This is a genomic window from Amycolatopsis lexingtonensis (genome assembly GCF_014873755.1).
GTDB classification, from domain to species: Bacteria; Actinomycetota; Actinomycetes; order Mycobacteriales; family Pseudonocardiaceae; genus Amycolatopsis; species Amycolatopsis lexingtonensis.
This window is the reverse complement of record NZ_JADBEG010000001.1, coordinates 8,952,176-8,977,679: the sequence shown is the minus strand read 5'-3', so window position 1 is coordinate 8,977,679 and position 25,504 is coordinate 8,952,176. Positions and strand designations below refer to the sequence as shown.

The following is a 25,504-nucleotide window of genomic DNA, read 5'->3' as shown; positions in this document are numbered from 1 at the left end:
CGCTACTTAGTGACGACTAAGTTATGCCCACAACTTAGTCGCAACTAAGTCCGCTCGGCAAGGCCGATACGATGACCGGGTGATTCGCAGTGCAGGCCGGACCCGGCTGACCGCCGAGCAGCGCCGGGAGACGATCCTCGCCGCGGCGACCGCGGTGTTCGCCGAACGCGGTTACCAGCGCACGAAAACCGCCGAGATCGCCGCGGCCGTCGGGGTCAGCGAGCCCGTGATCTTCCAGAACTTCGGCTCGAAGGCAGAGCTGTTCGCGGCCGTGCTGGAACGCGCCACCACCGTGGCGGTCGCCATGCTGGACGGCATCCGGGCCACCCGGCAACCCGTCGCCGAGACCCTTCGGCACCTCCTGGCACCCGAACACCTCGACGCGATGCACGCACCGGGATCGGTCGGGGTCCTGTTCACCGAAGGCACCACGTCGGGCGCCGATCCGGTCGTCCGGACCGCCGCCCGGGCCGCGGTCCGGCGGGTGGTCGACGAGTTCGCCGGACTACTGGCCGAGGGCCGTCGTTCCGGCGAGCTGCGCGAGGACTTCGATCCCACGACGACGGCGTGGTCGCTCGTCACGTTCGTCGCAGGAAGGGCGCTGCGTCGTGAGGTGGCGGACGATGCCGATCTCGAGCACCGGCTGATCGAGCTTCTGCTTCGTCCGCTCGTGCGGGAAGCGTAAGCGTTCCCGGTTCAGTCGCGGGACTGGTCCACGGCCGCGAACACGATCCGGTCCACCAGGTTCCAGTACGCGTCGGCGACGTCCGGCCGGTCGGCCGGCACGCCGCTCGTCACCTGCATCTCGGGGCCGAACTCCGACAGGGTGGCCGTGAGGCTGACCATCATGTAGTGGAAGAGGATCGGCTCGACCTCGGGCAGCAGGCCCTGGTCCTGGGCGGCCGCGATCTGCGGCAGCAGCCGGTCGAGCAGGGGCTTGAGGACCGTGTCCGCGGCCCACCGCAGCCGCGGGTTGTGGGTGGTCGCCTCCTGGCGCATGAAGCGGTGGAAATCCGGGAAGCGAACCGTGTGGCGGAACAGCACGCCGTACTCCGCGCGCAGGCGTTCCAGTGGGTCCAGGTCCGCGTCGCGGACGGCCTGCTCGTCCCACTCTTGACTGATCCGCGCGAAGGTGGCCTCGGCCGTCGCGCGCCACAGCAGGTCCTTGCTCGGGAAGTGGTACGTGATCAACGGGTGCTGCACGCCCGCGCGGTCGGCGATGCCGCGGATGCTGGCCGTCTCGAAGCCCTTCTCGGCGAACTCGGCGAAAGCCGCGGAGAGGATGGTCACGCGCGTGGCCTGGGACCGTTGCTGCTCCGCGCGCCGGCGTGGTCGTCCGGCCCCGGTCGAAGCGTCCGGCCCCTTCTTGGCGGCGGACGTGCTTCTCGATGCCATGCCGAACCCTAACACCGAAGACGGCCCGGCTCCCGTAACCTACCGGCCGTCGAACGCGATCTCGGGTGGCTCGACGCCGGCGTCGAAAGCCTTGGCCGTGTTGACGAAACCGCGCTGGACGTCCGGGCCGTCGTACAGCTCCATGGCCACGTCGAGAACCACTTCGTCCGCGGCCGCGACGCCGCCGCCGGACCAGACCTTGAGCAACGTCCGGGTGGCGACGTACGAGCGCGTCGGTCCGACGGCGAGGCGTCGCACGAGTGCGTCGGCCTCGGCGTCGAGTTCGGACTCGGGGACCACGTGCGTGGCGATCCCGAGTTCCCCTGCTTGGGTGCCGGAAATCGGCTCGCCGAGAGTGGCGAAGCGCTGAGCACGCGCCCGGCCCGCGCGTTCGGCCAGCCGCTGGAGGCCGCCGGCGACCGGCAGCATGCCCGTGGTGACCTCGACGCACCGGAAAACCGCGGTGTCGGCGGCCACGAGGAAGTCGCAGGCGAGCGCCAGCTCGAAGCCCCCGCCGAACGCGAGGCCGCGCACGACCGCCACGGTCGGCACGCGCAAGGCTTCGATCGCCCGGTACGACGTGTGGACGTCGCGGACGAAGGTGCGGAACCAGTTGCCGTCCTGGCCCGGCCACTCGCGGACATCACCGCCCAGGCTGAAGTTCGGTCCTTCCGCGACGACAGCGAGCACGCGGATAGCGCTTTCTCCGGCCGCGTGCACTGCGTCGCGCAGGTCGGCGGCGTACCGGGTGCCGACGCGGTTGTGGGGCGGGTCCGCGAGCAGGATCCGGCCGATGCCGCCCTGCCGCTCGAATCGAACACTGCTCATGCTGCGCTCCTTCACTGGTATCAGGCCGTTTCGGGGATGACGGGGAGCAGGAGGTGCGACGGCCGGTCGGCGTCGTGGTAGATCCGGTGGGTCACGGTCTCGCTGCGAGTGACGTGGTACGGGATGTACTCGACGCCGCTCATGGCGCCGGTTCCGGTCGGGACGTCCATGCTGGTGATCTCGAGGCAGATCCGGTGCCCGGCCCGGAACGTGTTGGCGGTCGCGAGGATCTGGATCCGGTACTCGACGACCTCGCCCGGTTCGACCGGCGCGACGGAGTCACGGGTCAGCTTGTGGAACGGCTCCCAGGGCGTGGACCGCTCCTCGTCCAGCGCGCGGTACGACGCCTTGAGCCAGCCACGGGTCAGCTCCCGTTCAGGGAGGTTCGCGGGCAGGTCGCGTTCGCCTTCACGCGCCGTGCGCACGGACACGTCCGGACCCACGTCCTTCAGGACGACGATCCAGTTCGTGTCCGGCTTGTCGATTTCGGCGTACAGCGTAAGGCTGATCGGACCCACCACCGTCAGGTCGTCTGCCAGCGGCTCGCTGAGATAACGCAGGCGCTCGACCGTCTTCGTCCTGGTGAGCGGCATCTGCGTGAAGACGTCGGGCTTCCGCGCGGACTCGGCCGCGGGTCGCGGGGGTTCGACGCTCAGCGACTCCCAGGCGCCGAGGTGGAACTTCGTCCATTCCGTTTGTGGCAGCGGCCAGTCCTCGCCTGTGCGCCATTCGTTGCGGCCCATGAGCCAGTAGCGCACCGGCGGCTCGGCCATGATGCCGGTGTCGATGCCCTTGAGCCAGTGGTCGTACCACCGGATGATCTCGTCGTGGTACTGGTGGAACGGCCGCTCGACGTGCGCCGGCCCGGTGAAGATCAGCTTCTTCGGCTGGTCGACGTTCCGGAAGTAGTGCTGCGCGCCCAGCCAGTGGAGCTTGTACGTGTACGCGTAGGCACCTGAGCCGGTGTAGAAGGGGACCTTGATCTTCTCGAAGGTCTCCTCGGCCTGCTCGACCACGCCGTCCGCCTCCCACGGGTGGGTCATGGCGTGGTACATGACGAACGTGCGCTGTCCCTTCTGGGTCAGGATGTTGTACAGGTTGACGTACTGCTTGAAGTCCGGGTTCGCCATGGCCTCCCGCCACAGCGCCTCTTCCTCGTCCGGCAGCGGCCCGGGCCGGTCCCGCGGCTCGTGCACGGTGCTGAACACGTCGAGCAGGTACGGGAACGTGTGCAGCACCCCGCCGGGGTGGAGGTCGCGGAACCCGAACATCCCGCCGTACGCACTGCAAGCGTCGTAAGGAAAAATCGCCTTGAGCGCCGGATGCCCCTGGGCCGCGGCGCGCCACTGCTCCCCCGCGTAGCCGGAGATGCCGACCATCCCGACGTTGCCGTCGGACCACGGCTGCCGCGTGATCCACTCGATCAGGTCGTAGTGGTCGGTGTCCTCTTCGCCGTAGTACCCCTCGGACTTCGCCGAGCCACGCGGTTGCGCGATGACGTGCACGTAGCCGTTGGCGACGAACTGCCGCGTGTCCCCGGCCTCGATCGGCCCGAACCACAGGGGCGCGTGCGCGGGCTGGGGCGGCAGCACGTCCGCGATGTCGGGACCTTGGATGTCCTTGTTGTGCAACGCACTCGCGTAGAGAACGGGGTACTCGCCCGGCTCGTCCGGGCGGTAGACGTCCACCGCCAGCCGCGTGCCGTCCCGCATGGTGACCCGGGTGTCGCGTTCCTCGATCATGCGCCGAACTCCCTTCAGCGGATCGATCAGGTCGTTAAACTTTACGGCCGTAAAGTATATGACCGCGGCCTGGCCCGCAAGGGGGCGGACAGCAGAAGGCTCCCGCGCTCAGGATGGCGCGGGAGGCCTCATCGAACTGCTCAGGAGCCGGAAATCAGCGCCCCGCGAACCGGTGCAGGGCGTCGAGCACGGCCGGGGCAAGGGTGTCCGGGTGGTCGGCGTCGTGCAACAGGTGGTCTACTTCGGACAGTCGCACCCGGCCCGGCCCACCGGTGTGCGCGCGACGCAAGGCGGCCGTCAGGGCATCCGTTGTGACACAAGGGACCTGGACGTCGTTCGTGCCGCAAGTCAGCAGCACCCTGGTCCCCGGCCGCAGGGCCGCGACGGTGTCCGATGGGTAGACGGCGTCGTCGCTCTCCACGAACCGGCCGTTCGGCCCTTGGAAGGCAGTGAAAAGCTGGGCCAGTGCGGGCGGCAGGTCGGTGGTGTCGACCGGCCGGTGTTCGCGCAGGGCGGTGACGGCGGCGTCGATCGCCGCGTCGATAACGCGTTGCTGCTCCGGGGTGAACTCTGCCTCAGCGGTCTGGGCGTGCAGTTGCAGTGCGACCAGATCCAGCAGGCGGATCGCCTGCGGTTGCAGCAGCGCCAGGCCGACCGGGCGCGGGTGGACGGTGCCGCCCAGCAGCAACGCGGTCATCGCGCCTTCGCTGTGCCCGAGAACCATCAGCGCGTGCGCGTCGGTCTCCGGCTGATCGCGCAGCACCTCGTAAGCGGCCTTCGCCTGGCGGACGAACGCCGGGTAGTCGAGGTCTTCCGGGTGGCCGCCGTAGGCACCGAGCCCGGTGCGGCCGGTGCCGTACTTGTCGAAGCGCAGCGTGGCGACCCGGTCGCCGCCGAGCGCGCCGGCCACCTGCGCCAGGGTGCCCGGGGTCGCGTGCGGCTGGTTGCCGTCGCGGTCGGTGGGTCCACTGCCGGGCAGCAGCAGTGCGGCGCGCATCCGTTGCCCGGCAAGGTGTTCGGGCACGTGCAGGGTGCCGTACGTCGCGGTCCCGTCGACGGTGAAGACGACCTCGCGGTCGGCGGCGGGCACGAGGCCGGGCGCCGCGTGGGCCGGGGTGGCGGTCACGACGGCCAGCGACGTGACGACGGCGGTGAGGTGGGAGAGCATCGGCTCGTCTCTTTCAGCGCAGGGCGTTCTCGACCAGCTCGACGGTCGTGCGCGGGTCGTCGACTTGGAGGACCAGGCGGGCGTAGCGCTCGTCGGCGAGTTCGATCACGACGGCCTTCGACGCATCCCTGACGTCCCAGAAGACCTTTTCCCCGTCGAGGTGGAACGTGCCAGCCGTGATCACACCGGGCACGCGGGCGCCCGGCGCGCGAATCCCCTTGGGATCGGCGGCGATGCCGGGGTCCGCGGTCGCGCCGCGGACGTTGGCCAGCGGGATGGTCAGGCTGCTCTTGAGGGCCCAGAGCTTGTCGAGACCCTCGATCACGACAACGAGGTCGTCGCCGTCGATGTGAACCAGTGCCATGTCTGTTGCTTCCTTGTCAGTCGAGGGGATCGAGTCGTTGGGTCAGCGCCGAGGCGGCACCATCGGGGTTGCCGCGCAGGAGGATGCCCAGCGCGGCGGCCGTCAGGGCGGCGGCCAGGTCGGCGGGAATGCCGAGCGCGTCGGCGATCGCCTGGTCGACGGCGGCCAACGCGGCGGCCACCTCGGCGGCGACCTCCTCGTCGGCCGGTGCCCGTTCGGCCGCCGCGAGCAGCAGCAGGCCGAGGTCGGCCGAGGTGACGAGCCGCAGCGCGGTCGCGGCATCCGGTGCCCCGGCGAGCGCTTCGGCCAAGGGGCGGACGTCGTCGGCGAGGTGGCGGCGCAGGGCGGCCAGGTAGAGACCGCGCTTGCTGCCGAACGTCTTGTACAGGCTGTTGCGGTGCACGCCGAGGTGGGTGACGAGGTCGTCGACGGACACCCCGTCGTACGCGCGGCCGCCGAACAGCCTCACGGCGGCGCGCACCGCCTCGTCTTCGTCGAATGCCCTCGGCCTGCCCATGACACGACCGTAGACCGTTGAGGAACGATCAGTCAAGAACGATCGTTCCTCAACGGTCCGCGAGCCGTCACTGCGCGACAGCCTCCCCGGCCGGCACTTCCGCCGGGCGCTTGCCGGTGCGCAGCGCGGCCATGGCGAGGAACCCGCCGATCAGAGCGATTCCTGCCGCGCCAAGGAAAGCCGCCGAGAAGCCGCCGGTCAGCACGACCGGGTCGTCGTGCCGGTCGGCGCCGAACGACAGCCCGACCGCGGTCATCGCCGCCAGGCCGAGCGCGGACCCGACCTGGTAGGCGGTGTTGACGATGCCGGCCGCGAGACCGCCCTCTTCGGGCTTCGCGCTGGAGATCGCCGTCCCGAGCGACGGGATGAAGGCCAGCGCCTGACCGAGCGCCGCGACCAGCGAAGCCGGCAGGACGTCGACGACGAAGGTGCCGGTCGGGCGGGCGAACGACAACCACACCAGGCCGAGGGCCAGCGCCCACAACCCACCGACGATCATCGTCTTCGCTCCCAGCTTCGCGATCAGCTTCGGCGCGACCGCGACCATGAGCACGACGATCAGCACGGTCATCGGCAGCAGGGCCGCGCCACTGGCGAAGGCGCCGTAACCGAGCACCTGCTGCAGGTACAGGTTGAGGAAGTACCACATCGGGATCCACGCGGCGCCGAGCAGGAACTGCGCGAGGTTCGCGCCGCCCAGGTTCGGCGTCCGGAAGATCCCGAGCCGCACCAGCGGCACCCGCCGGACCCGCTGGAGCACGACGAAGAGCGCGAGCAGGACGAGACCGCCGGCCAGCGGCCCGAGCGTCTCGAAGGAACCCCAGCCCACCTGCGGCGCCCGGACCACGGCGAAGACCGTCACCGCGAGGCCCGCCGTCACGGTCGCGGCCCCGAGGACGTCGACCGAGCCGCGCTTGCCGGGCACCGCGGGCATCAGCCGTCCGGTCGCCACGATCGCGACCAGCGAAATCGGGACGTACAGCCAGAAGATCCACGGCCACGAAAGCCATTCGGTGATCACGCCACCGAGGAAGACCCCGGCCGTCCCGCCCGCGGGCGCGGCGGCGCCGTAGAGCGCGAGTGCCTTCGTCAGCTCCCGCGGCCGCGACCCGAACAGCACCATCAGCAACGTGAGCGCGGACGGCGCGATGAGGGCCGCACCCGCGCCCTGGAGCACCCGTCCCAGCAGCTCGACCCACGCGGTCCCGGCCAACGCCGCGACCACCGAGCCGGCGAGCGTGACCACCCAGCCCAGCGTGAAGAGCCGCCGCGCCCCGAACAGGTCGGACAGCCGGCCGCCGAGCAGCAGCAACCCGCCGAGCGCGATGACGTAGGCGTTGAACACCCACGAAAGACCGCCGGGCGAGAAGCCGAGATCGTGCTGCATCTCGGGGAGCGCGACCCCGATGATCGACGTGTCCATGATGACCACGAACTGGGCGAGCGCGATGAGGCCGAGCGCCCACCACCGCCTCGAACCGGTGTCAGCCATGACGAACCATCCCTCCAGTAAGTACCCCTAGGGGGTATCTGCTGGAGCGACTTTAGGCTCCGCCAGCCCGGCAGTGCAACTACCCCCAGGGGGTATCTGGGTCTGCTGCGTCACACATTCGCAAGCAGGCCGTTTCGTCTCGAGGTTCCGGCGTCGTTGACGAGAACCTGACGACAACCCCGGAAACACTTACGTTTTCCCTACGCCGATGCCGGGATCTTGACGTTTTCCCTACGCCGGCTCCCCGCCGCAAGAGGCACGCTGCGGTGTGTGCCGGCACCCACGTCATGGCTCAAACGGCTGGTACTCGGACGGCCGTTCCGGAGCGACACGCTCGGTGAGACGCTTCTGCCGAAGTGGCTCGCCCTGCCGATCTTCGCCAGTGACCCGCTCTCCTCGGTGGCCTACGCCACCCAGGAGATCCTGCTGATCCTTTCGATCGGCGGCCTGGCCTACCTCACTTTGGCGCCGTGGGTCGGCTTGGGCGTCGCCGTGCTGCTGACCGTCGTCGTGATCTCCTACCGGCAGGTGGTGCGCGCCTACCCCAGCGGTGGCGGGTCCTACGAAGTCGCTTCCCGCAACCTCGGCAGCCGCGCCGGGCTGGTCGTCGCCGGGGCGCTGATGGTCGACTACATCATGACGGTGGCGGTCTCGGTCGCGTCCGGCGTGGACAACATCATCTCGGCCGTCCCGGAGCTCAACGACCACCGGATCGCGCTCAACCTCGGCTTCATCGTCGTGCTGATGGCGATGAACCTGCGTGGCATCCGCGAGTCCGGCCGGGCGTTCGCCGCGCCGACGTACCTGTTCATCGCCTCGGTGATGCTGCTCATCGTCGTCGGCCTCGCCCGGACGGTGACCGGGCACGCGCCGGTGGCCGAGAGCGCGGGCTACGACGTCCGCCCCGAACAGGTCGGGCTGACCGGCTTCGCCCTGGTTTTCCTGCTGCTGCGGTCGTTCGCGTCCGGCTGCACCGCGTTGACCGGTGTCGAGGCGATCTCCAACGGCGTGCCCGCGTTCCGCAAGCCCAAGGCGCTGAACGCGGCCCGCACGATGACCGCCATGGGCACCATCGCCGTCGTCATGTTCGGCGGCATCACAGCGCTGGCCCTGATCACCAAGGTGCACATCGCCGAGAACACCTGCGACCTGACCGGTTTCGCCGGCAACTGCGAGAACGACCCGCAGCGCACGGTGATCAGCCAGATCGGCGCCGCGGTGTTCGGCGGCGACCACACGGTGCTGTTCTTCGTCCTGCAGGCCGCCACCGCGCTGATCCTGATCCTGGCCGCGAACACCGCGTTCAACGGCTTCCCGCTGCTGGCCTCGATCCTCGCCCAGGACCGCTACCTGCCCCGCCAGCTGCACACCCGCGGCGACCGGCTCGCCTTCTCCAACGGCATCATCGCCCTGTCGCTGGTGGCAGGCATCCTGATCTTCGCCTTCGACGGCTCGACCACGCGGCTCATCCAGCTCTACATCCTCGGCGTCTTCACGTCGTTCACGCTCTGCCAGGTCGGCATGGTCAAGCACTGGAACCAGGTGCTCGGCGACACCACCGACGCCCGCGACCGGCGGGCCGCCCACCGCTCACGGCTGATCAACGCGCTCGGCGCCGCCCTCACCGCCATCGTCCTCGTCGTCGTCCTGGTCACCAAGTTCACCCACGGCGCCTACCTCGTCGTGATCGCGATCCCGTTGCTCTACGGGCTGATGCGCGCCGTCCACCGCCACTACACCCACGTGCGCGAAGAACTGCAGCCCGACGACGAGTTCGAACTGCTGCCCAGCCGCGTCCACGCGATCGTGCTGGTGTCCACATTGCACAAACCGAGCCAGCGCGCCGTCGCGTTCGCCCGCGCCACCCGGCCCGACACCCTCACCGCGATCACCGTCAACGTCGACGACAGCGACACCCGCGAACTCCAGCGGCAGTGGGAGAAACGCGGGGTGAAGGTGCCGCTCAAGGTCCTCGAGTCGCCGTACCGGGAGATCACCCGGCCGGTGGTGCAGTACGTGAAGAGCCTCCGCCGGTCCAGCCCCCGCGACGTCGTCAGCATCTACATCCCCGAGTACGTCGTCGGCCGCTGGTGGGAGAACATCCTCCACAACCAGAGCTCACTGCGCCTGAAGGGGCGGCTGCTGTTCGAGCCGGGCGTCATGGTCACCAGCGTCCCGTGGCAGCTCAGCTCCACCAACCGCCGCGACCTCCAGCGCGTCCGCCCGCTGCCCGGCGACATCCGCCGGGGCGTCACGACCCAGCGACGTCCGAGCTGACCCGGTAACGCCCGCGCGCATCGGGGAGACTGTTCCCGAGTAGCGGCGGCGCGAGGGAGCGGGCGGTGGCGGGCGAGGAGCAGGCGAGGCGGGTGTTCCTCAGCCACACCAGCGAGCTGGGCGAGTGGCCGAAGCCGCGGTCCTTCGTGGCGGCGGCGAAGGAAGCGGTGGCCGCGGCCGGCGACGCGGTGGTGGACATGTCGTCCTTCACCGCCCGGGACGCGACACCGGAGCAGCTGGACCGCGAGATGCTGGCCGAGGCCGACGTCTACGTGCTGATTGCCGGGTTCCGGTACGGCATGCCGGTGCGGGACCGTCCGGAGGTGTCCTACACCGAGCAGGAGTTCCAGATCGCCAGCGCCGCCGGGATGGAACGGCTGGTGTTCGTGCTGGCCGAGGACACCGAGGGGCCGCCGGCGCTGATCCGGGACCTGAAGTACGGGCCTCGGCAGGAGGCGTTCCGGCAGCGGCTGCACGACAGCGGCCTGACCGTCACCAAGGTGTCTTCGCCGGGTCAGCTGGAGACCAAGCTGCTGCAGGCGCTGACCCGCGTCGCCCGTCCCCGGCAGCAGTCGATGCCGGCGGGGCGGATCTCGAACATCCCTGCCCGAAGCGTCACGTTCACCGGCCGCGACGAGCTGCTGGCCGGGCTGCGGACGGCGCTGTGTTCCGGGCGGCCCGCGGTGGTGCAGGCGCTGAACGGGATGGGCGGGGTCGGCAAGACCACCACGGCGATCGAATACGCGCACCGGCACGCCGGGGACTACGACCTGGCCTGGTGGGTCCCGTCGGAAGACCCGAATCTCGTCGCCGGGCATCTGGTCGACCTCGCTCAGGCGCTGGACCTGGCCACCGAGCAGGACTCGCCCGCGGTCGCGCTGGCCCGGTTGCGCGGGGCTTTGGAGTCGCGGGGGCGGTGGCTGGTGGTGTTCGACAACGCCGAAGACCCCGCTGCGCTTCGCCCGCTGCTGCCGGGTGGGGACGGGCACGTGATCATCACGTCCCGGAACCCGGACTGGGACGATGTTGGCGCCGCTCTGCCGGTGCGGGAGTTCACCCGTCCGGAGTCCGTCCAGCTGCTGCAAGCTCGCTGTGCCCGGCTCAGTGACACCGATGCCGACCGCATCGCCGATACCCTCGGCGACCTGCCGCTGGCTGTCGACCAGGCTTCGCGTCTCCTTGCGGCTACCGGCTGGACTGCCGATACCTATCTCGACCTGCATGCCCAGCGCGCCCACGAACTCATGGCCCGGCACGAGAAGGGCAGCAGCTACCCGGTCTCGGTGGCCGCTGCGTGGACGATGTCGTTCGACCAGCTCGCTGACGAGAATCCCGCGGCGCTGCACACGCTGACCCTGGTCGCCTGGCTGGCTCCCGAACAGGTACCGCTCACCCTGCTCACCCATCAGGCAGGCGAGGCCGCACGAGACCCGCTGGCGTTCGCCGAGATCACCACAGCGCTGCGTAGCCGGGGTATGGCCGAGGTAACCACCACGACCATCCAGCTCCACCGTGTCCCCGCCGCGCTGCTGCGGGCACGCACCCGCCACGACGGCGACGACCCGGACGCCAGCTGGCCCGCCATCGCGGTCCGCCTGCTGTACGACGGTGTACCCGACGATCCGTGGAACAACCCGTCCAGCTGGCCCCAATGGCAGGCGCTCCTGCCGCACTTGCTCACTGTTTGCGAGCCGGAACGCGCGCCGCACAGGCTGACCGCGGAAATCAGGCACCTGCTCAACTACGCCGGGCTCTACCTCCAGGCCCGCGGCAACGCCCGCGCCGCACTGCCCCTGCAGGAACGCGCGTACACACTCGCCAGAGACGCATACGGCGATGATCACCCCCACACCCTCACCTCCGCCAACAGCCTCGCCATGGCGCTCAGCATGCTGAGCGAACACCGACAACGGGCCCGCGAACTCAACGAGGACACCCTCACCCGCTACAAGCGCATCCTCGGCGAGGACCACCCCGACACGCTCAACTCCGCCAACAACCTCGCCGCCAAGCTCAGCTTGCTGGGCGAATATCGACAAGCCCGCGAACTGGACGAGGACATTCTCGCCCGCCGCAAACGCATCCTCGGCGAGGACCACCCCGACACGCTCAACTCCACCAACAACCTCGCCAACGACCTCACAAACTTGGGCGAGCACCAACGGGCTCGCGAGTTGGACGAGGACATTCTCGCCCGCCGCAAACGCATCCTCGGCGAGGACCACCCCGACACCCTCACCTCCACCAACAGCCTCGCCGTCGATTTGGGGGATCTGGGCGAGCACCAGCAAGCCCGCGAACTGCACGAACACGCCCTCGCCCACCGCAAACGCATCCTCGGCGACGACCACCCCGACACCCTCAACTCCGCCAACAATCTCGCCATCACCCTCAGCGACTTGGGGGAGTATCAACAAGCCCGCGAACTGAACGAGGACACCCTCGCCCGCCGCACACGCATCCTCGGCGAGAACCACCCCGACACCCTCACCTCCACCAACAACCTCGCCATCACCCTCAGCGACTTGGGGGAGCATCAACAAGCCCGCGAACTGAACGAGGACACCCTCGCCCGCCGCACACGCATCCTCGGCGAGAACCACCCCGACACCCTCACCTCCGCCCACAACCTCGCCATCACCCTCAGCAGGCTCGGCGAGCACCGGCGGGCCCGCGAACTGGACGAAGACACCCGCGCCCGCCGCGAACGCGTCCTCGGCGACAACAGCCCTTAGCCCAACCTGGTTCGCAAGCCCACCACCACACAACCCGAAACAAAGAAAGCGCTTTCAGCACTCCACTGAAAGCGTTTTCATCCAGCGCAACCCACTTGGCCCACCCCATCCCCACCACCCCGGTGATACCGTACGCCCCAACGGAAACCGACGGTATCCCGGGAGCGCTCTCACCCTCTGAAATCCGGCTCAACGAGGAGGCGTGCATGAGTTCATACGCAACACTGGCGGCCACCGCGGCCCTCATCGCAGCGACAGCCACCGCCACCCCGGCCACAGCAGCGACCCAACGCGTCGAAGCCGAAGCCGCCACCTGTACCGGCACGGTCGACACCAACTGGCCCGGCTACTCCGGCACCGGCTTCTGCAACGGCGACAACGCCGTCGGCGCCTACGTCCAGTTCTCCACCGCCGGCGCCGAAAGCGCCGTCGTCCGGTTCGCCAACGGCACCACGAGCGCCCGGGCCGCCGACGTCCTCGTCGACGGCGTCAAAACCCAGTCCCTCACCTTCCCCGCCACCGGCTCCTGGTCGACCTGGGCCTCGCAGACGATCCCACTGCCCGCGAACAGCAGCTCGGTCCGGCTCAGCCCGACCACCGCGAGCGGGCTGCCCAACATCGACTACGCCGAGTTCACCACCGGCGGCACCCAAGCGGGCACCACCCTCTACGTCGCCCCCAACGGCAAGGACTCCGCCGCCGGCACGCTCGCCGATCCGCTGACCCTCCCCGCCGCGATCGCCAAGATCGGCGCGGGCGGCACGATTTCCCTGCGCGGCGGCACCTACAACTACTCGCAAACCGTCACGATCCCGCCCGCCAACAGCGGGAGCTCGAGCGCCCGCAAGACCCTCTCCGCCTACGCCGGCGAGACGCCCGTGCTCAACTTCTCGGCCATGTCCGAAGACCCGGCCAACCGCGGCCTCGCCCTGAACGGGTCGTACTGGCGCGTCGCCGGCATCGTCGTCGAGCGGGCCGGGGACAACGGGATCTTCGTCGGGGGCAGCAACAACGTCGTCGAACGCGTGGTGACTCGCTTCAACCGCGATTCCGGGCTGCAGATCTCGCGGATCGCGTCGGACACCCCCAAGGAACAATGGCCGTCCAACAACCTCGTCGTCAGCTCCGAATCGCACGACAACGCCGACTCCGACGGGGAGGACGCCGACGGGTTCGCCTCGAAGCTGACCTCCGGCACCGGCAACGTCTTCCGCTACGACGTCTCGCACAACAACATCGACGACGGCTGGGACCTCTACACCAAGACCGACACCGGCCCGATCGGCCCGGTCACCATCGAGGATTCCCTCGCCTATTCGAACGGGACCCTCAGCGACGGCACGGTGAACACGAACGGCGACCGCAACGGCTTCAAGCTCGGCGGGGACAAGATCGCGGTCGACCACATCGTGCGGCGCGACATCGCCTACCGGAACGGGCACCACGGGTTCACCTACAACAGCAACCCCGGCACGATGACCGTCTCCGACAACGTCGGCATCGACAACGCCGAGCGCAACTTCTCCTTCGACACCGGCACCTCGGTGTTCCGCACGAACACCTCGTGCCGGTTCGCCGTCAGCGGGTCGAACGACAAGACCGTGGGGAACGCCGACAGCTCGAACCAGTTCTGGACCGGCGCGAACGGGTCCCGGTGCTCGTCGTACGGCGGCACGCTGCGGTGGTCCTTCGCCTCGGACGGCCGGCTGGTCGTCACCTTCGGCTGACGCGTTCCTGTTGAAAAGCTGTGAAACGGACGGATCCGGCACTTTCCGGGTCCGTCCGTGCGTTCTCGGGGTAGGGAGAACGGGAGGAACCATGGGTGCCCTGTGGACGCTGCTCGGGTTCGCACTGAGCCTGTACCTGCTGGTACTGGTCGCGCGGATGGTGCTGGACTGGGTCGGTGCGGTCGCCGACACGCCGCCGTGGGCGCGGCGGGCGCGCGGGCTCGCCTACGCCGCCACCGAGCCGGTGATCGGGCCCGTCCGGCGGGTCGTGCGGCCGGTGCGGATCGGCGGGATCTCGCTCGACCTCGCCTTCACGCTGGTCTTCATCGGCGTCATCGTGCTGCGGAGCATCGTGTTCGCGCTCTAAAGCGTGCCGCGGAACCCCGCGGAAAGCCGGTCGACGCCGCTCTCCAGCTCCGCGCGCAGGCCGCGCAGGTCGATGCCGTCCGGGTCGATCAGCGCCTGCATCGAGATGCCGCGGAGCTGGGCGAGCAGCGCCGAGGCGTACGCGTCCGCGTCTCGGACGCCGGTGATGGAGCCGTCCGCGACGCCGCTGGCCACGGTCTGGGCGATGGCGAACCGGAACCGGCGGTCGGCCTCGGTCAGCGTGCCGCGCAGGGCCGAGTACTCCGCGGCGCCGTCGCCCCAGAGCGCGAGGAACGCCTGGTTGAGCGTCGGCATCGTGCGGATCAGCTCGAAGATGATGTCGAGCAGGGCGCGCAGCATGTCCATCGGCGTCGCGGTGGCCGCCCCGGTCCGGGCCGCGACGGCCTCGCTGTAGGAGTTGGTGAACTCTTCGACGGCGAACTCGATCAGCCGTTTCCCCAGCCCTTCCTTGTCGCCGAAGTGCTGGAAGATGACGGACCGCGCGTAGCCGGAGCGCGCGCAGACAGCACCGATCTTCAGCCTGCCGAACCCTTCTTCGGCGATGAGGTGCGCGGCAGCACCCAGGATGCGCGCCTCGACGGCTTCGTCGCCGTCCTGCGGGATCCGGTCTGCGGCGGAACGGTCCACCGCGCCATGCTAGCCACTCGGACCCCGGCCCACCGGCCGAACGGTCAGCGAACCGTGCGCGGGCCGTCAGCGGCGCCGCGCACTCTCGGGTCACCACGACCGAGAGGAACCCCCGATGAAGACCGTGCTCGTCTCCGGCGCCGGCATCGCCGGCCCGACCGCCGCCTGGTGGCTGCACCGCGGCGGCTACCGCGTCACCGTCGTCGAGGCCGCCCCCGCGCTGCGCCCCGGCGGCCAGGCCGTCGACTTCCGCGGCGAACAGGTCAAGCTGCTGGCCGCGATGGGCGTGCTGGCCGACATCCGCCGGTGCGAAACGGCGATGGGCGACCAGACCGTGCTCGGCCTCGACGCGCGGCCCGCGCTGACCGTGCCCGGCGCCGCGTGGAGCGGCGAAGTCGAGATCCTGCGTGGCGACCTCGCTCGGATCCTCTACGAACACACGAAGGACGACACCGAATATGTCTTCGGTGACCGCGTCACCGCGCTGACCGAGACGGCCGACGGCGTCGAGGTCACCTTCCGCCACGGCGCGCCGCGGAAGTTCGACCTGGTCGTCGGCGCCGACGGCGTGCACTCCGGTGTCCGCGCCGCCGCGTTCGGCCCGGAGCGGGACTTCCGGCACGACCTCGGCTTCGGCATCGCCGGCTTCACCGCGCCCAACCACCTCGGGCTCGACCACACCAGCGTCATGTACAACGAGCCCGGCCGCGGCGTGACGGTCGGCAGCCACCGGCTGGCCGGCAAGCTGCACGTCAGCCTGGTCTTCGCGGCCGACGGCGTCGAGTTCCGCAGTTCCCCCGGCGAGCAGCGCGCCCTCGTCGCGCGGCTGTTCGCGAACACCGGCTGGGAGGTGCCGAAGCTGCTCGAGGCGCTGCCCGCGGCCGACGACCTCTACGTCGACTCGATCAGCCAGATCCACCTCGACCGCTGGGCGAAGGGCCGGGTCGTGCTGCTCGGCGACGCCGCGTGGTGCGCCGGGCCGGGCGGTTCCGGCACCGGGCTCGGGATGATGGGCGCGCAGGTGCTGGCCGGCGAGCTCGCGGCGGCGGGCGGCGACCACGTGACGGCGTTCGCGAAGTACGAAGAGCGGCTGCGCAAGCCGGCGACGGTCGGGCAGAAGAACGGCAAGGGCTCGGGCAACTTCCTCGCCCCGCCGACGGTCGCGAAGATCCGCAGCCGCAACCGCGCCTACCGGATGATCAGCACCCGGCTGTTCGGCAAGGTGTTCACCTGGATGACCGACCGCGCCGCCAACGCGATCGAGTACCGCGAGTACCCCGCGCTCACCGCCGCGTGAGCCGGCGATCTTCGTCTCATCGGGGGACTCGGCTGGCGGCCCGGCGTGGTGTGCGTCACCCTCGACGCCATGTCACCGCGCCGGGCCGCCGACGCCCCCGTCAGGACGGCGATCGCCGGGCTGGCCGTGCTGGCGCTGGGCGTCGTGACGGCGATGAACGTCCGGTCCCTGCCCGTGATCGGCGACGGCACCACGTACTCCGCCGAGTTCAGTGAGGCGGCCGGCCTGTTCGCGGGCAACGACGTCCGCATCGCCGGGGTCAAGGTCGGCCGCGTCACGGACCTGAAGCTGCGCGGCGACCACGTGCTGGTTTCCTTCAAGGCCAAGGACGCCTGGCTCGGCGACGCGACGGGCGCGGCGATCCGGCTCAAGACCGTGCTGGGCCAGAAGTACCTCGCGCTCGACCCGGAGGGCGACGGCACGCTCGACCCCGGGCAGCCGATCCCACGGTCCCGCACCAGCGTCCCGTACGACATCCTCGCGGCCTTCGGCGAGCTTTCGTCCACTGTGGACAAGATCGACACCGGTCAGCTGGCGAAGAGCTTCGACACGCTTTCGGCGACGCTCGCGAACACGCCGCAGGACGTCCGCGCCGCGCTCACCGGGCTGTCCCGGCTGTCGGATTCCCTCGCCTCCCGCGACCACCAGCTCGCCACGCTGCTCGCCAACACCAGGACGGTGTCGCAGACGCTCGTCGACCGCGACGCCGCCGTCCAGCGGCTCTTCGCCGACGGCAACCAGCTGCTCTCCGAAGTCAGTGCCCGGGAGCAGGCGATCACCACGCTGCTCGACGGCTCACGTGAACTCGCCACCGAACTTTCCGGGCTGATCAACGAAAACGAGGCCCAGGTCGGCCCGCTGCTCACCCAGCTCGACCAGCTGACGTCGATGCTGCAGCGCAACCAGGACGCGCTCGCCGCCGGCATCAAGGGGTTCGCGCCACTGGTCCGGCTCGGCACCAACATCGCCGGCACCGGCCGCTTCGTCGACGGCTACCTGTGCGGGCTGATCCTCCCCTCGATCGGCCCGCTGAACGAGGAAGGCTGCCACGGCTAGGGCTTGGTGATCTTCACCGTCACCTGGTTGTCGCTGTAGGTGTAGGCGACGTATTCGAACTCGACGCCGGTGCGCTCGACGTACTCCGTCCAGGCGCGGTATTCGTGGCGCTTCCAGCCAGGGAAGTTGAAGAACTCGTCGAAGTGCACGATGCTGCCCGCGCGCAGCCGCGGCCCGCAGAGGTCGAGCACGGTCTTGGCGGAGCTGTAGAGGTCGCCGTCGACGTGCAGGAAGTCGACGTGCCCTTCGTGTTCGGCCAGGAACCCGGGCAGGCTGTCGTGGAAGAGCCCGACGACCAGTTCGGCGCCGGGGACGTCGGGCAGGTCGTCGCGGGCGAACGCGCCGGCGGGCATGCCGTTGAGCCACGCCTCGGGCAGCCCGTCGAAGGAGTCGAAGCCGTAGACCTCGCGCCCGCCGCGGGCGCGGGCGATGGTCCGCAGCGTGTTGCCGGACGCGACCCCGAACTCCAGCGCCATGCCGCCTTGCGGCGCCAGGGAAAGCGCGTACTCGAGGGTCTCCTTCGGCTTGCCGAAGTGCCGGGAGCCGACGAGGTGCTCGCGGGCGAAGACGTTGCTCTCGAGGGCGGCGTCCTGATCGCCGGCGTAGACGATGTCGCGGCGGCTGCGGATCTCGAACTCCACCACCCGATCGAGGACCCGGTCACCCTGGCGGACCACTTCTTCGCGCAGCTCCACAGCCATCCGGTTCAGCTGATCGGTGTACGGGTCGTGCACTTTCGAGGCCAGCGCGTGGAGCAGCTTGCCCAGGGTTTTCCTTACGGAGGAACGGTTTTTCGCGAGGTTCATCCCGGGACGATACCTGACGCCCCGGCGCGGAGCCGGGCACTCCCCTGCGCGGCGGCGCACAGCGTGGTCCCGCCGTCGCCGTCCACTGTGTACACCTCGCACCGGCAGGTGGCCCGCGACCGCCCGGCCTGCACGACGACGGCGCGGGCCCGCAGCGTGACCCCCACCGCCGGGCGCAGGTAGTCGATGGTGAAGCCGGCGGTGAGCAGCGCCGGGCCGAGCACCGTGCCCGCGGCGAAGGTGAGCGCGTTGTCGGCGGCGTATGCGAGCACCCCGCCGTGGAGGTAACCGTTCTGCTGCTCGAGCTCGTCGCGGATGTCCAGCTCCAGCGTGGCGGCGCCGTCGCCGAACTCGGTCAACCGGGCGCCGAGGAGGCGGCTGAACGGCTGGCTCGCGAGACCCCGGCGGGCGGCTTCGATGTCGAGCATGGACCCCTCACTTCACTAGTGAAGTGAGAATGGCGCGATGGTCCGCCGCCTGTCAAGATCGGGGCGTGCCCGAACCCGACCAGCGCCTGTTCTTCCTGCTCCAGCAGGCGGCCCACCGCCTGCGCGTGGACGCCGACCGCCGGCTGGCCGCCGCCGCGGGCATCACCTCGGCCCAGCTCGGTGCCCTCTTCGCGGTCCGCGAAGGCGGCTTGACCCAGCGGGACCTCGCCGGACGCCTCGGCCAGCGCGAGTCGGCGGTGACCGCGATGGTCACCCGGCTCACCGGCGCCGGCCTGGTCGCCAAGCGGGCCCACCCGCGCGAGCACCGCGCGATCGTCCTGGAGCTGACCGCGGCGGGCGAGGCCGCGCTGGCCCGCGTCGCGCCCGAGGTCGAAGAGTTCAACGCGCGGCTGCGGGCGGTACTGGGCGAGGACGGCTTCCGCCGGACGGCCGAGGCCGTCGGGAAGCTGGCTAGCTGGCCGCCACCATGAGCCGGAAGCCCGCGTCCCACTCCGGCAGCGACAGCAGCTCCGCGTGGTCCGCGTGCCACCGGCCGGATTCGAGGTCGGCCCGCAGCCGGTCCATCCCCCGTTCGACGGCCGAGGGCGACGTCTGCGCGAGCGCCGAGCACGACCGCCGCACCGCCGGGTCCAGGTAGGCCTCCGGCCGCCGCCAGTGCGCCGGGAACACCCCGTCGGTGAAGTCCCACGGCACCGGCAGCGGGAGCACCGACGACGCGCCGAGGTGGTCCGCGATCTCCGCCGCCGACGGCCGCGACCGCTCGAGCGCAGCCACCTCCGGCACGTACTCCCGCACGAGCCAGAAGTCGTTGTGCAGCGCGGTGTCGTAGGCCAGGACGACCTGCCGGGGCGCGACCCGGCGCAGCTCGTCGAGGCCCCGGCGCCAGTCCGGCCAGTGGTGCACGGTCAGCACGGCCAGCGCGGCGTCGAACGTCCCGGCCGCGAACGGCAGCGCCTCCGCGACCGCCCGCACGACCGGCGCGGCGCCGGGACGGCGTTGCCGGATCATCTCCGCCGCCGGCTCGACGGCGACCACCCGGCGGCCGGGCGGCTCGTACGACCCCGTCCCGGAACCGACGTCGAGCACGGAACGCGCCGCACCCAGCGCGTCGAGGACCGGCGCGAGCCACCGCGGGTCGGTGCGCCGCCCCAGCGCGTACCCGATCCCGATCTCGTCGTAGCGCGCCATCAGCGCTCGGGGCCGTCGCCGCCGTTCTGCTCGGCCAGGAACCGCTCGAACTGCGAGCCGAGCTCCTCCGCGGTCGGCATGTGCTCGACCGACTCGGCGAGCAGCGAGCCTTTCTCCGAAGCCTCGACGAACGTGTCGTACTGCCGCTCCAGCGCACGGACGACGTCGGCGACCTCGTCGGACTCCGCGACCTGCCGGTTGATCTCGGCGTCGGCGAGCTCCGCGGCCTCGCGCAGCTCGCCCTCGGCCAGGCTCAGCCCGGTCGCGCGGCTCAGCGCTTCGAGCACGATGAGAGACGCGGCCGGGTACGTCGACTGCGCCAGGTAGTGCGGCACGTGCGCGGCGAAGCCGACGGCGTCGTGGCCCCACTCGCCGAGCCGGTACTCCAGCAGCGCGGCGAGGCTGCCCGGGACCTGCAGCCGGTTCGGCAGCGGCTGGTGCTCGCCGACCAGGTCCCGGCGGGTGGCGTGCGCGGTGACGCCGAGCGGGCGGGTGTGCGGCGCGCCCATCGGGATGCCGTGGAAGCCGGCGGTCAGCCGGACGCCCCAGCGCTCGACGAGGTTGCGGACCGCGCGGCAGAACCGCTCCCAGTCGTGGTCCGGCTCCGGGCCGGAGAGCAGCAGGAACGGCGTGCCGTCGGTGTCGTGCAGCAGGTGCACGACCAGCTCGGGCGCGTCGTAGTCCTCCCAGTGGTCGACCGCGTAGGTCATCGTCGGCCGCCGCGAGCGGTAGTCGATGAGCCGGTCGACGTCGAAGCGGGCGACCACCCGGTGCTCGCCGGTCAGCAGGTGCTCCGCCAGCAGACGGCCCGCCGAACCGGCGTCCATGAACCCTTCGAAGTGGTGCATGAGCACCGCACCGGTCAGGTCGGGGACGTCCGAGTCCACCTCGTACAGGTCGTCGGGATCGAGTCCCACCGGGTCCTCCTGCTTGCTTATAGGACAATCCTTCAAGCACAACACACGCGTGCGGGGATTCCATTCCTCCGACGGTGCCGCCGATCGTAACGCCATGCGATCGAGGCCGGACCGGATCGGCATCATGACAAGTGTCCTGGGCGCGCAAGTCCCCGATCGGGCACGCTTGAGGGGTGACCGACCACACCACGAACACGGCGCTGCGGCTGCGGCCGCCCGCACACCGGGTGAGCCGCCGGGCCATCGGCTACTGGACGGCGACCGCCGCGATCCTCTGGATCGTGCTGCTCGGGCTGCAGACCGTCATCGTCGTGACCAGCGACGACCCGCCGTCGTTCCTGAGCGTGACGCTGGTGGTCTCGTGCGTGCTCGCGCCGCTGCACCTGGTCGTGATGCCGCAGTGGCGCTACCGCGTGCACCGCTGGGAGGTCACCGCCGAGGCCGTCTACACCCAGGCCGGCTGGCTGAAGCAGGAGTGGCGGATCGCGCCGGTCTCGCGGATCCAGACCGTCGACATCGAGCGCGACCCGTTCGAGCAGCTGTTCGGGCTGGCGAAGATCACCGTGACGACGGCGTCCGCGGCGGGGCCGCTGCGCATCTCGGGCCTGGCTCACGGCCGCGCGCTGGAGCTGGCCGACGAGCTGACGAAGACGACCCAGGCCATGCGCGGGGACGCGACATGAGCAGCGTCGAGACCGTCGTGACCCCACCCGCCGAGGGCACGCAGGACGCGCCGTGGCACCGCCTCGACCGGCGCATGCTGCTCATCCGGCCGGTGCTGGACCTGGCGAAGTCGCTGCCGGTGCTGCTCGGCGCGCTGCTGTTCGGCCACGGCGAGCCGTGGCAGTGGATCGGCCTGGCGTTCACCGCGATCGCCGTGTGCACCGGCGTCTCGCACGTGCTGACCTCGCGCTACCGGATCACCGCGACGCAGGTCGAGTGGCACACCGGGCTGCTGCTGCGCAAGCAGCGCGCGATCCCCCGCGACCGGATCCGCACGGTCGACGTCACCTCCGAGCCGAAGCACCGGCTGTTCTCCCTCGCCGCGGCGCGGATCGGCACCGGGCGGCACTCGCACGGGAAGGGACCGGGCAAGGACGAACTCGTCCTCGACGCCGTCACCGTCGCCGAGGCCCAGCGGCTGCGGACGCTGCTCTTACATCGTAAGGCCGCGGCCCCCTCCGAAGAGGTCACCGCGCCGCCGGAGCAGCTCGTGGCCGCCGTCGACAAGAAGTGGCTGCGGTACGCGCCCTTCACGCTCTCGGGCCTCGCGGTGGTCGGCGCGGTGGTCGGCACCGTCTACCACTTCGCGCACGAGCTGCACTTCGACCCGATCCAGTTCTCCCTGGTCCAGACGGTCGTCGGGCACTTCACCGACACCCCGACGTGGCTGAGCCTGGTGCTGGCCGCCGCGGGGCTGCTGGTGCTCGTGTCGGTGCTGTCGGTCGGCGGGTACGTGCTCTCGTTCTGGAACTTCCGGCTCACCCGCGAGCCCGCCGGCACGCTGCACATCCGGCGCGGGCTGATCACGACGCGGTCGGTGTCGATCGAGGAGGAGCGCCTGCGGGGCGTCGAAATCCGCGAGCCGCTGCCGCTGCGGCTGGCCGGTGGCGCCCGCGTCGTCGCCATCGCCGGCGGCCTGCGCGAGGGCAAGGGCGCGGACAAGGGCGGTGGCCTGTTGCTCCCGCCCGCGCCGCTGGCGAAGGCGCACGAAGTCGTCGCCGAGGTGCTCGGCGAGGATCCGGCCGCGACGCCGTTGACCCCGCACCCGCGCCGGGCGTTGTACCGACGGATCTCACGCGCCGTCGTCGGGGTGCTGCTCCTGGCCGCGGCCCTCTACGGCCTCGCGTGGCTCGGCGCGCTGCCGGACTGGCCGTGGCAGGCCGCGCTCGTGCTGCTGCCGTTCGCCGCGCTCGTCGGCTGGGACCGCTACCGCGGCCTCGGCCACGCGCTCACCGGCCGCTACCTGGTGACGCGCTCGGGCTCGCTGGACCGCGGCACGGCGGCCGTCCGCTGCGACGGGATGACCGGGATCGTCGTCGAGCGCTCGTACTTCCAGCGCCGCGCCGGCCTCGTCACGGTGATCGCGCCGGTGGCCGCGGGCAAGGGGAAGTACCGCGTGCTCGACGTCGGGGAGGCCGAGGGGCTGGCGCTGGCCGACCAGGCCGTCCCGGGGCTGCTGACGCCGTTCCTGACCGGTGAGCGGGACCGCGGTTGACGCCTGGCGGCCGCGGCTCGTAGCGTGAAATCCGCCGTCCGAAACGCTGGGTCCATCGCGTTCACGAAAGGACGGCAGGATGTTCCGGAAGTTCTTCGGCGTGCTCGCCGCGGGGATCGTCGCGGCGTCGGCGTTCGCGCCCACCGCGGCGGCCGCGGAAAACCCGTACGGCGACCCGAATCTGGTCTCGATGTTCGACGGTGCCGATTTGACCGCCTGGACGTCGTCCAAGCCCGGTCTGTGGTCGGCGAAAAACGGCGTCATCCACGGAAACGGCACCGCGCGCGGCTGGTTGTACTACAACAAACAGCAGGTCGGCACGTTTCGGTGGATATTCAATGTGCGGCAGGTCAAGGGCAACCACAAACCGACCGTGCTGATCTGGGGCACCACCGACCCGATTCGCGACGCGCTGAGCGCCATCCAGTTCCAGCCGCCGAACGGCGGGCACTGGGACTACCGGCCGGGCCACAACGACGGCGGCGGGAAACTGTTCAAGCAGCTGTCCCACCCCACGATCGACATCAAGAAGTGGGCGCAGTGCGAGCTGATCGGGGACGCGGCCACCGGAGTGGCGCGCATGGTGTGCTGCCCGCTCACCGGAACGGCCGTCACGTGCAAGGGCGTCGAGGTCCTGCGGTTCACCGACCAGACCGCCGGCCGCACCGGTCCGCTGGCGCTGCAGGTGCACAACTCCGGGATCCAGGACGAGTACCGCGGGCTCTACGTCGAGTCACCGGTCGTGACGAAACCGGGCGAGTTCCTCACGCTCTGAACCGCGGTATCCCCGGGTGGCGGATTACTGGCTTTCGTTTAACACAACGTGCTAATTTATTCACCCCGTGTGATAGCGAAGGTCGTTTTTGTCTCACCGAGAGGTCATGATGACGCCTGCCGTCAGTGCCGTCGACGGTCCCGCCACCTCCGCGCCGCGCCGCACCCCCGGTGCCAGCAGTTCCCGCAAGGTCCTGCAGCTGCTGCTCGCCTTTTCCGAAAGCCGCTGGGAGGCCAGCGTCGCCGAGCTCGCCGCGACGATCGGCAGCCCGGTCGCGACGACCTACCGCTATGTGGCGCTGCTCAAGGAGCTGCAGCTGCTCGAAGAAGGCCGGGCCGGGCACTATCACCTGACCAGCCAGGTGATGCCGCTGGCGCGGGCGGCGCAGCTGGCGAACGACCTCGTCCGGCTGGCGCGGCCGTCGATGGAAGAGGCCGCGCGGGAGCTGGGCGAAACGGTGATGCTGTTTCAGCAGTTCGGCGACGCCGCCGTGTGCGCGGACCGCGTCGAGTGTGACCGCGCCATGCGGTTCACGTTCGAGCCGGGGCATTCGATGCCGCTCGGGCTCGGTGCGTCCGGCAAGATGCTGCTCGCCCTGCTGCCGGAGATGGAACGCGACCGGCGGCTGCCGTCGATCATTGAGCAGCGCGGTACCGCCATCCGCGACGAGCTGAAGCACGCGCTGGAGAACCGGTTTTCGGTCAGCTCGGGAGAAATCGACGAAGGCGTCTGGGCGTGTTCGGTCCCGGTACACGCCTACGGACGGCGGCCGACGGTGCTCAGCATGGCCGGCCCGGCGGCGCGGATCACCGAGGACGCCCGGCACACCGCGATCAGCGCCCTGCAGGAGTACGCGATCCGGATCCAGCGGACGATCTCGTCTTATTCGCTGTGAGAATCCCGCGCGAGCCCGTAGGAATGACCGGGTGATCCGGCTCGCGCGCCCCGACGACCTGCCCGCGTTGATCGACATCGAACGCGAGGCGGGCAGCCTCTTCCGCGACATCGGCATGACGGCGATCGCCGACGACGACCCCGGGTCGGTCGCGGAACTGGCGGTGTACCAGTCCGACGGCCGCGCGTGGGTGAGCGTCGACGAGCACGACCGGCCGGTCGCCTACCTCGTCGCGGAGGTCGTCGACGGGCACGGGCACATCGAGCAGGTCTCGGTCCACCCAGCCCACGCCCGGCGCGGGCTGGGCCGCGCGTTGATCGAAGCGCTCGCCGAGTGGGCGCTCGCCCGCGATCTGCCGGCGCTGACGCTCACGACGTTCGCCGCCGTGCCGTGGAACGCGCCCTACTACGAGCGGCTCCGGTTCCACGTCCTCCCGGACGGTGAAATCGGCGACGGGCTGCGCGCGATCCGCGGCGCCGAGGCGGCCCGCGGCCTGGACGCCTGGCCGCGTGTCGCGATGATCCGACCGCTCTGACCTGGAGTTTTGCCGATTTCTCCCCTAGCCGGGGGATGCACTGGCGCGCACGGTCGAACATGTGTTCTACTGTGCGGGCCGGTCCCGGAGGGGGAAGCTCCGCGGGCCG

25 protein-coding genes are annotated in these 25,504 nt (G+C 70.4%); 13 read left to right on the top strand and 12 right to left on the bottom strand.

All coding sequences use genetic code 11. The annotated features are described in order from the left end of the window. Window positions 1-79 precede the first annotated feature (79 nt). Window positions 80-685, top strand: coding sequence for a TetR/AcrR family transcriptional regulator (locus H4696_RS41865; protein WP_086863501.1), 606 nt, complete (start codon window positions 80-82; stop codon window positions 683-685). Window positions 686-696: 11 nt separating this feature from the next. On the opposite strand, the gene H4696_RS41860 is transcribed toward H4696_RS41865, so the two are convergent. The 7 genes from H4696_RS41860 to H4696_RS41830 form a co-directional block, all read right to left on the bottom strand. Then, window positions 697-1,395, bottom strand: coding sequence for a TetR/AcrR family transcriptional regulator (locus H4696_RS41860; RefSeq protein ID WP_086863500.1), 699 nt, complete (start codon window positions 1,393-1,395; stop codon window positions 697-699). 39 nt (window positions 1,396-1,434) lie between these two features. Continuing rightward, window positions 1,435-2,223 (bottom strand): enoyl-CoA hydratase/isomerase family protein, encoded by a 789-nt coding sequence (locus H4696_RS41855; protein ID WP_086863499.1) that lies wholly within the window; start codon window positions 2,221-2,223, stop codon window positions 1,435-1,437. A gap of 20 nt (window positions 2,224-2,243) precedes the next feature. Beyond that, window positions 2,244-3,965 carry a CocE/NonD family hydrolase gene (locus H4696_RS41850; protein WP_086863498.1) on the bottom strand — a complete coding sequence of 574 codons (1,722 nt, stop codon included), beginning with the start codon at window positions 3,963-3,965 and terminating at the stop codon, window positions 2,244-2,246. Window positions 3,966-4,119: 154 nt separating this feature from the next. Continuing rightward, window positions 4,120-5,133, bottom strand: coding sequence for an alpha/beta hydrolase family protein (locus H4696_RS41845; protein ID WP_086863497.1), 1,014 nt, complete (start codon window positions 5,131-5,133; stop codon window positions 4,120-4,122). 13 nt (window positions 5,134-5,146) lie between these two features. Then, a complete protein-coding gene (locus H4696_RS41840; protein ID WP_086863496.1) occupies window positions 5,147-5,497 on the bottom strand; it encodes a hypothetical protein in 351 nt (116 codons plus the stop codon). Between the two features lie 16 nt (window positions 5,498-5,513). Next, entirely contained in the window at window positions 5,514-6,014 is a 501-nt protein-coding gene (locus tag H4696_RS41835) for a TetR/AcrR family transcriptional regulator (protein WP_169735113.1), read from the bottom strand. 67 nt (window positions 6,015-6,081) lie between these two features. Then, window positions 6,082-7,506: an MFS transporter gene (locus H4696_RS41830; protein ID WP_086863494.1), complete on the bottom strand. Its 1,425-nt coding sequence runs from the start codon at window positions 7,504-7,506 to the stop codon at window positions 6,082-6,084. A 270-nt stretch (window positions 7,507-7,776) separates the two neighbouring features. Between H4696_RS41830 and H4696_RS41825 the strand changes: the two genes are divergently transcribed. The 4 genes from H4696_RS41825 (at window position 7,777) to H4696_RS41810 (ending at window position 14,612) form a co-directional block, all read left to right on the top strand. Further along, complete coding sequence (locus H4696_RS41825; protein ID WP_086863493.1) at window positions 7,777-9,783, top strand: APC family permease; 2,007 nt, start codon at window positions 7,777-7,779, stop codon at window positions 9,781-9,783. 65 nt (window positions 9,784-9,848) lie between these two features. Continuing rightward, complete coding sequence (fxsT, locus tag H4696_RS41820; protein ID WP_192782818.1) at window positions 9,849-12,518, top strand: FxSxx-COOH system tetratricopeptide repeat protein; 2,670 nt, start codon at window positions 9,849-9,851, stop codon at window positions 12,516-12,518. Between the two features lie 206 nt (window positions 12,519-12,724). Beyond that, window positions 12,725-14,245, top strand: a complete 1,521-nt coding sequence (locus H4696_RS41815) for a carbohydrate-binding protein (protein ID WP_086863414.1) — start codon at window positions 12,725-12,727, stop codon at window positions 14,243-14,245. Window positions 14,246-14,336: 91 nt separating this feature from the next. After that, the gene (locus H4696_RS41810; RefSeq protein WP_086863413.1) at window positions 14,337-14,612 is read left to right on the top strand and encodes a YggT family protein; all 276 of its coding nucleotides are present in this window, start codon (window positions 14,337-14,339) and stop codon (window positions 14,610-14,612) included. Here the strand turns inward: H4696_RS41810 and H4696_RS41805 are convergent. After that, a complete protein-coding gene (locus tag H4696_RS41805) occupies window positions 14,609-15,259 on the bottom strand; it encodes a TetR/AcrR family transcriptional regulator (RefSeq protein WP_086863412.1) in 651 nt (216 codons plus the stop codon). The two genes, H4696_RS41810 and H4696_RS41805, sit on opposite strands and share 4 nt — an antisense overlap. A 115-nt stretch (window positions 15,260-15,374) precedes the next feature. On the opposite strand from H4696_RS41805, the gene H4696_RS41800 reads away from it, so the two are divergent. After that, the gene (locus H4696_RS41800) at window positions 15,375-16,556 is read left to right on the top strand and encodes an FAD-dependent monooxygenase (protein ID WP_086863411.1); all 1,182 of its coding nucleotides are present in this window, start codon (window positions 15,375-15,377) and stop codon (window positions 16,554-16,556) included. Window positions 16,557-16,625: 69 nt separating this feature from the next. Continuing rightward, entirely contained in the window at window positions 16,626-17,612 is a 987-nt protein-coding gene (locus tag H4696_RS41795) for an MCE family protein (RefSeq protein WP_086863415.1), read from the top strand. On the opposite strand, the gene H4696_RS41790 is transcribed toward H4696_RS41795, so the two are convergent. Continuing rightward, window positions 17,609-18,418, bottom strand: a complete 810-nt coding sequence (locus tag H4696_RS41790; RefSeq protein WP_086863410.1) for a class I SAM-dependent methyltransferase — start codon at window positions 18,416-18,418, stop codon at window positions 17,609-17,611. The two genes, H4696_RS41795 and H4696_RS41790, sit on opposite strands and share 4 nt — an antisense overlap. Further along, complete coding sequence (locus tag H4696_RS41785) at window positions 18,415-18,846, bottom strand: PaaI family thioesterase (RefSeq protein ID WP_086863409.1); 432 nt, start codon at window positions 18,844-18,846, stop codon at window positions 18,415-18,417. Before H4696_RS41785 ends, H4696_RS41790 begins: the two co-directional genes overlap by 4 nt. A gap of 65 nt (window positions 18,847-18,911) precedes the next feature. Here H4696_RS41785 and H4696_RS41780 point away from each other — a divergent pair, with 65 nt between their 5' ends. After that, window positions 18,912-19,337, top strand: coding sequence for a MarR family winged helix-turn-helix transcriptional regulator (locus H4696_RS41780; protein ID WP_086863408.1), 426 nt, complete (start codon window positions 18,912-18,914; stop codon window positions 19,335-19,337). Here H4696_RS41780 and H4696_RS41775 read toward each other — a convergent pair. Continuing rightward, a complete protein-coding gene (locus tag H4696_RS41775; protein WP_086863407.1) occupies window positions 19,318-20,055 on the bottom strand; it encodes a class I SAM-dependent methyltransferase in 738 nt (245 codons plus the stop codon). The two genes, H4696_RS41780 and H4696_RS41775, sit on opposite strands and share 20 nt — an antisense overlap. After that, window positions 20,055-20,972 (bottom strand): proteasome assembly chaperone family protein, encoded by a 918-nt coding sequence (locus tag H4696_RS41770; RefSeq protein ID WP_086863406.1) that lies wholly within the window; start codon window positions 20,970-20,972, stop codon window positions 20,055-20,057. The genes H4696_RS41775 and H4696_RS41770 overlap by 1 nt, the downstream gene beginning before the upstream one ends. Window positions 20,973-21,145: 173 nt before the next feature. Between H4696_RS41770 and H4696_RS41765 the strand changes: the two genes are divergently transcribed. The 5 genes from H4696_RS41765 (at window position 21,146) to H4696_RS41745 (ending at window position 25,395) form a co-directional block, all read left to right on the top strand. Then, the gene (locus tag H4696_RS41765; RefSeq protein ID WP_086863405.1) at window positions 21,146-21,655 is read left to right on the top strand and encodes a PH domain-containing protein; all 510 of its coding nucleotides are present in this window, start codon (window positions 21,146-21,148) and stop codon (window positions 21,653-21,655) included. Further along, window positions 21,652-23,190, top strand: coding sequence for a PH domain-containing protein (locus H4696_RS41760; protein ID WP_086863404.1), 1,539 nt, complete (start codon window positions 21,652-21,654; stop codon window positions 23,188-23,190). Before H4696_RS41765 ends, H4696_RS41760 begins: the two co-directional genes overlap by 4 nt. Window positions 23,191-23,269: 79 nt before the next feature. Next, window positions 23,270-23,965: a 3-keto-alpha-glucoside-1,2-lyase-like domain-containing protein gene (locus H4696_RS41755; protein ID WP_086863403.1), complete on the top strand. Its 696-nt coding sequence runs from the start codon at window positions 23,270-23,272 to the stop codon at window positions 23,963-23,965. Window positions 23,966-24,074: 109 nt separating this feature from the next. Beyond that, window positions 24,075-24,860 (top strand): IclR family transcriptional regulator domain-containing protein, encoded by a 786-nt coding sequence (locus H4696_RS41750; protein WP_192783122.1) that lies wholly within the window; start codon window positions 24,075-24,077, stop codon window positions 24,858-24,860. A gap of 31 nt (window positions 24,861-24,891) precedes the next feature. After that, window positions 24,892-25,395, top strand: coding sequence for a GNAT family N-acetyltransferase (locus H4696_RS41745; protein ID WP_086863402.1), 504 nt, complete (start codon window positions 24,892-24,894; stop codon window positions 25,393-25,395). Window positions 25,396-25,504: the final 109 nt, after the last annotated feature.

Excerpts from the sequence above, each read along its gene's own strand:
- H4696_RS41860 (WP_086863500.1), bottom strand. The coding sequence starts at position 1,395 with ATGGCATCGAGAAGCACGTCCGCCGCCAAGAAGGGGCCGGACGCTTCG.
- H4696_RS41755 (WP_086863403.1), top strand. The coding sequence starts at position 23,270 with ATGTTCCGGAAGTTCTTCGGCGTGCTCGCCGCGGGGATCGTCGCGGCG.
- H4696_RS41845 (WP_086863497.1), bottom strand. The coding sequence starts at position 5,133 with ATGCTCTCCCACCTCACCGCCGTCGTCACGTCGCTGGCCGTCGTGACC.
- H4696_RS41815 (WP_086863414.1), top strand. The coding sequence starts at position 12,725 with ATGAGTTCATACGCAACACTGGCGGCCACCGCGGCCCTCATCGCAGCG.
- H4696_RS41840 (WP_086863496.1), bottom strand. The coding sequence starts at position 5,497 with ATGGCACTGGTTCACATCGACGGCGACGACCTCGTTGTCGTGATCGAG.
- H4696_RS41800 (WP_086863411.1), top strand. The coding sequence starts at position 15,375 with ATGAAGACCGTGCTCGTCTCCGGCGCCGGCATCGCCGGCCCGACCGCC.
- H4696_RS41795 (WP_086863415.1), top strand. The coding sequence starts at position 16,626 with ATGTCACCGCGCCGGGCCGCCGACGCCCCCGTCAGGACGGCGATCGCC.
- H4696_RS41810 (WP_086863413.1), top strand. The coding sequence starts at position 14,337 with ATGGGTGCCCTGTGGACGCTGCTCGGGTTCGCACTGAGCCTGTACCTG.
- H4696_RS41790 (WP_086863410.1), bottom strand. The coding sequence starts at position 18,418 with ATGAACCTCGCGAAAAACCGTTCCTCCGTAAGGAAAACCCTGGGCAAG.
- H4696_RS41760 (WP_086863404.1), top strand. The coding sequence starts at position 21,652 with ATGAGCAGCGTCGAGACCGTCGTGACCCCACCCGCCGAGGGCACGCAG.
- H4696_RS41830 (WP_086863494.1), bottom strand. The coding sequence starts at position 7,506 with ATGGCTGACACCGGTTCGAGGCGGTGGTGGGCGCTCGGCCTCATCGCG.
- H4696_RS41850 (WP_086863498.1), bottom strand. The coding sequence starts at position 3,965 with ATGATCGAGGAACGCGACACCCGGGTCACCATGCGGGACGGCACGCGG.
- H4696_RS41785 (WP_086863409.1), bottom strand. The coding sequence starts at position 18,846 with ATGCTCGACATCGAAGCCGCCCGCCGGGGTCTCGCGAGCCAGCCGTTC.
- H4696_RS41775 (WP_086863407.1), bottom strand. The coding sequence starts at position 20,055 with ATGGCGCGCTACGACGAGATCGGGATCGGGTACGCGCTGGGGCGGCGC.
- H4696_RS41750 (WP_192783122.1), top strand. The coding sequence starts at position 24,075 with ATGACGCCTGCCGTCAGTGCCGTCGACGGTCCCGCCACCTCCGCGCCG.
- H4696_RS41835 (WP_169735113.1), bottom strand. The coding sequence starts at position 6,014 with ATGGGCAGGCCGAGGGCATTCGACGAAGACGAGGCGGTGCGCGCCGCC.
- H4696_RS41855 (WP_086863499.1), bottom strand. The coding sequence starts at position 2,223 with ATGAGCAGTGTTCGATTCGAGCGGCAGGGCGGCATCGGCCGGATCCTG.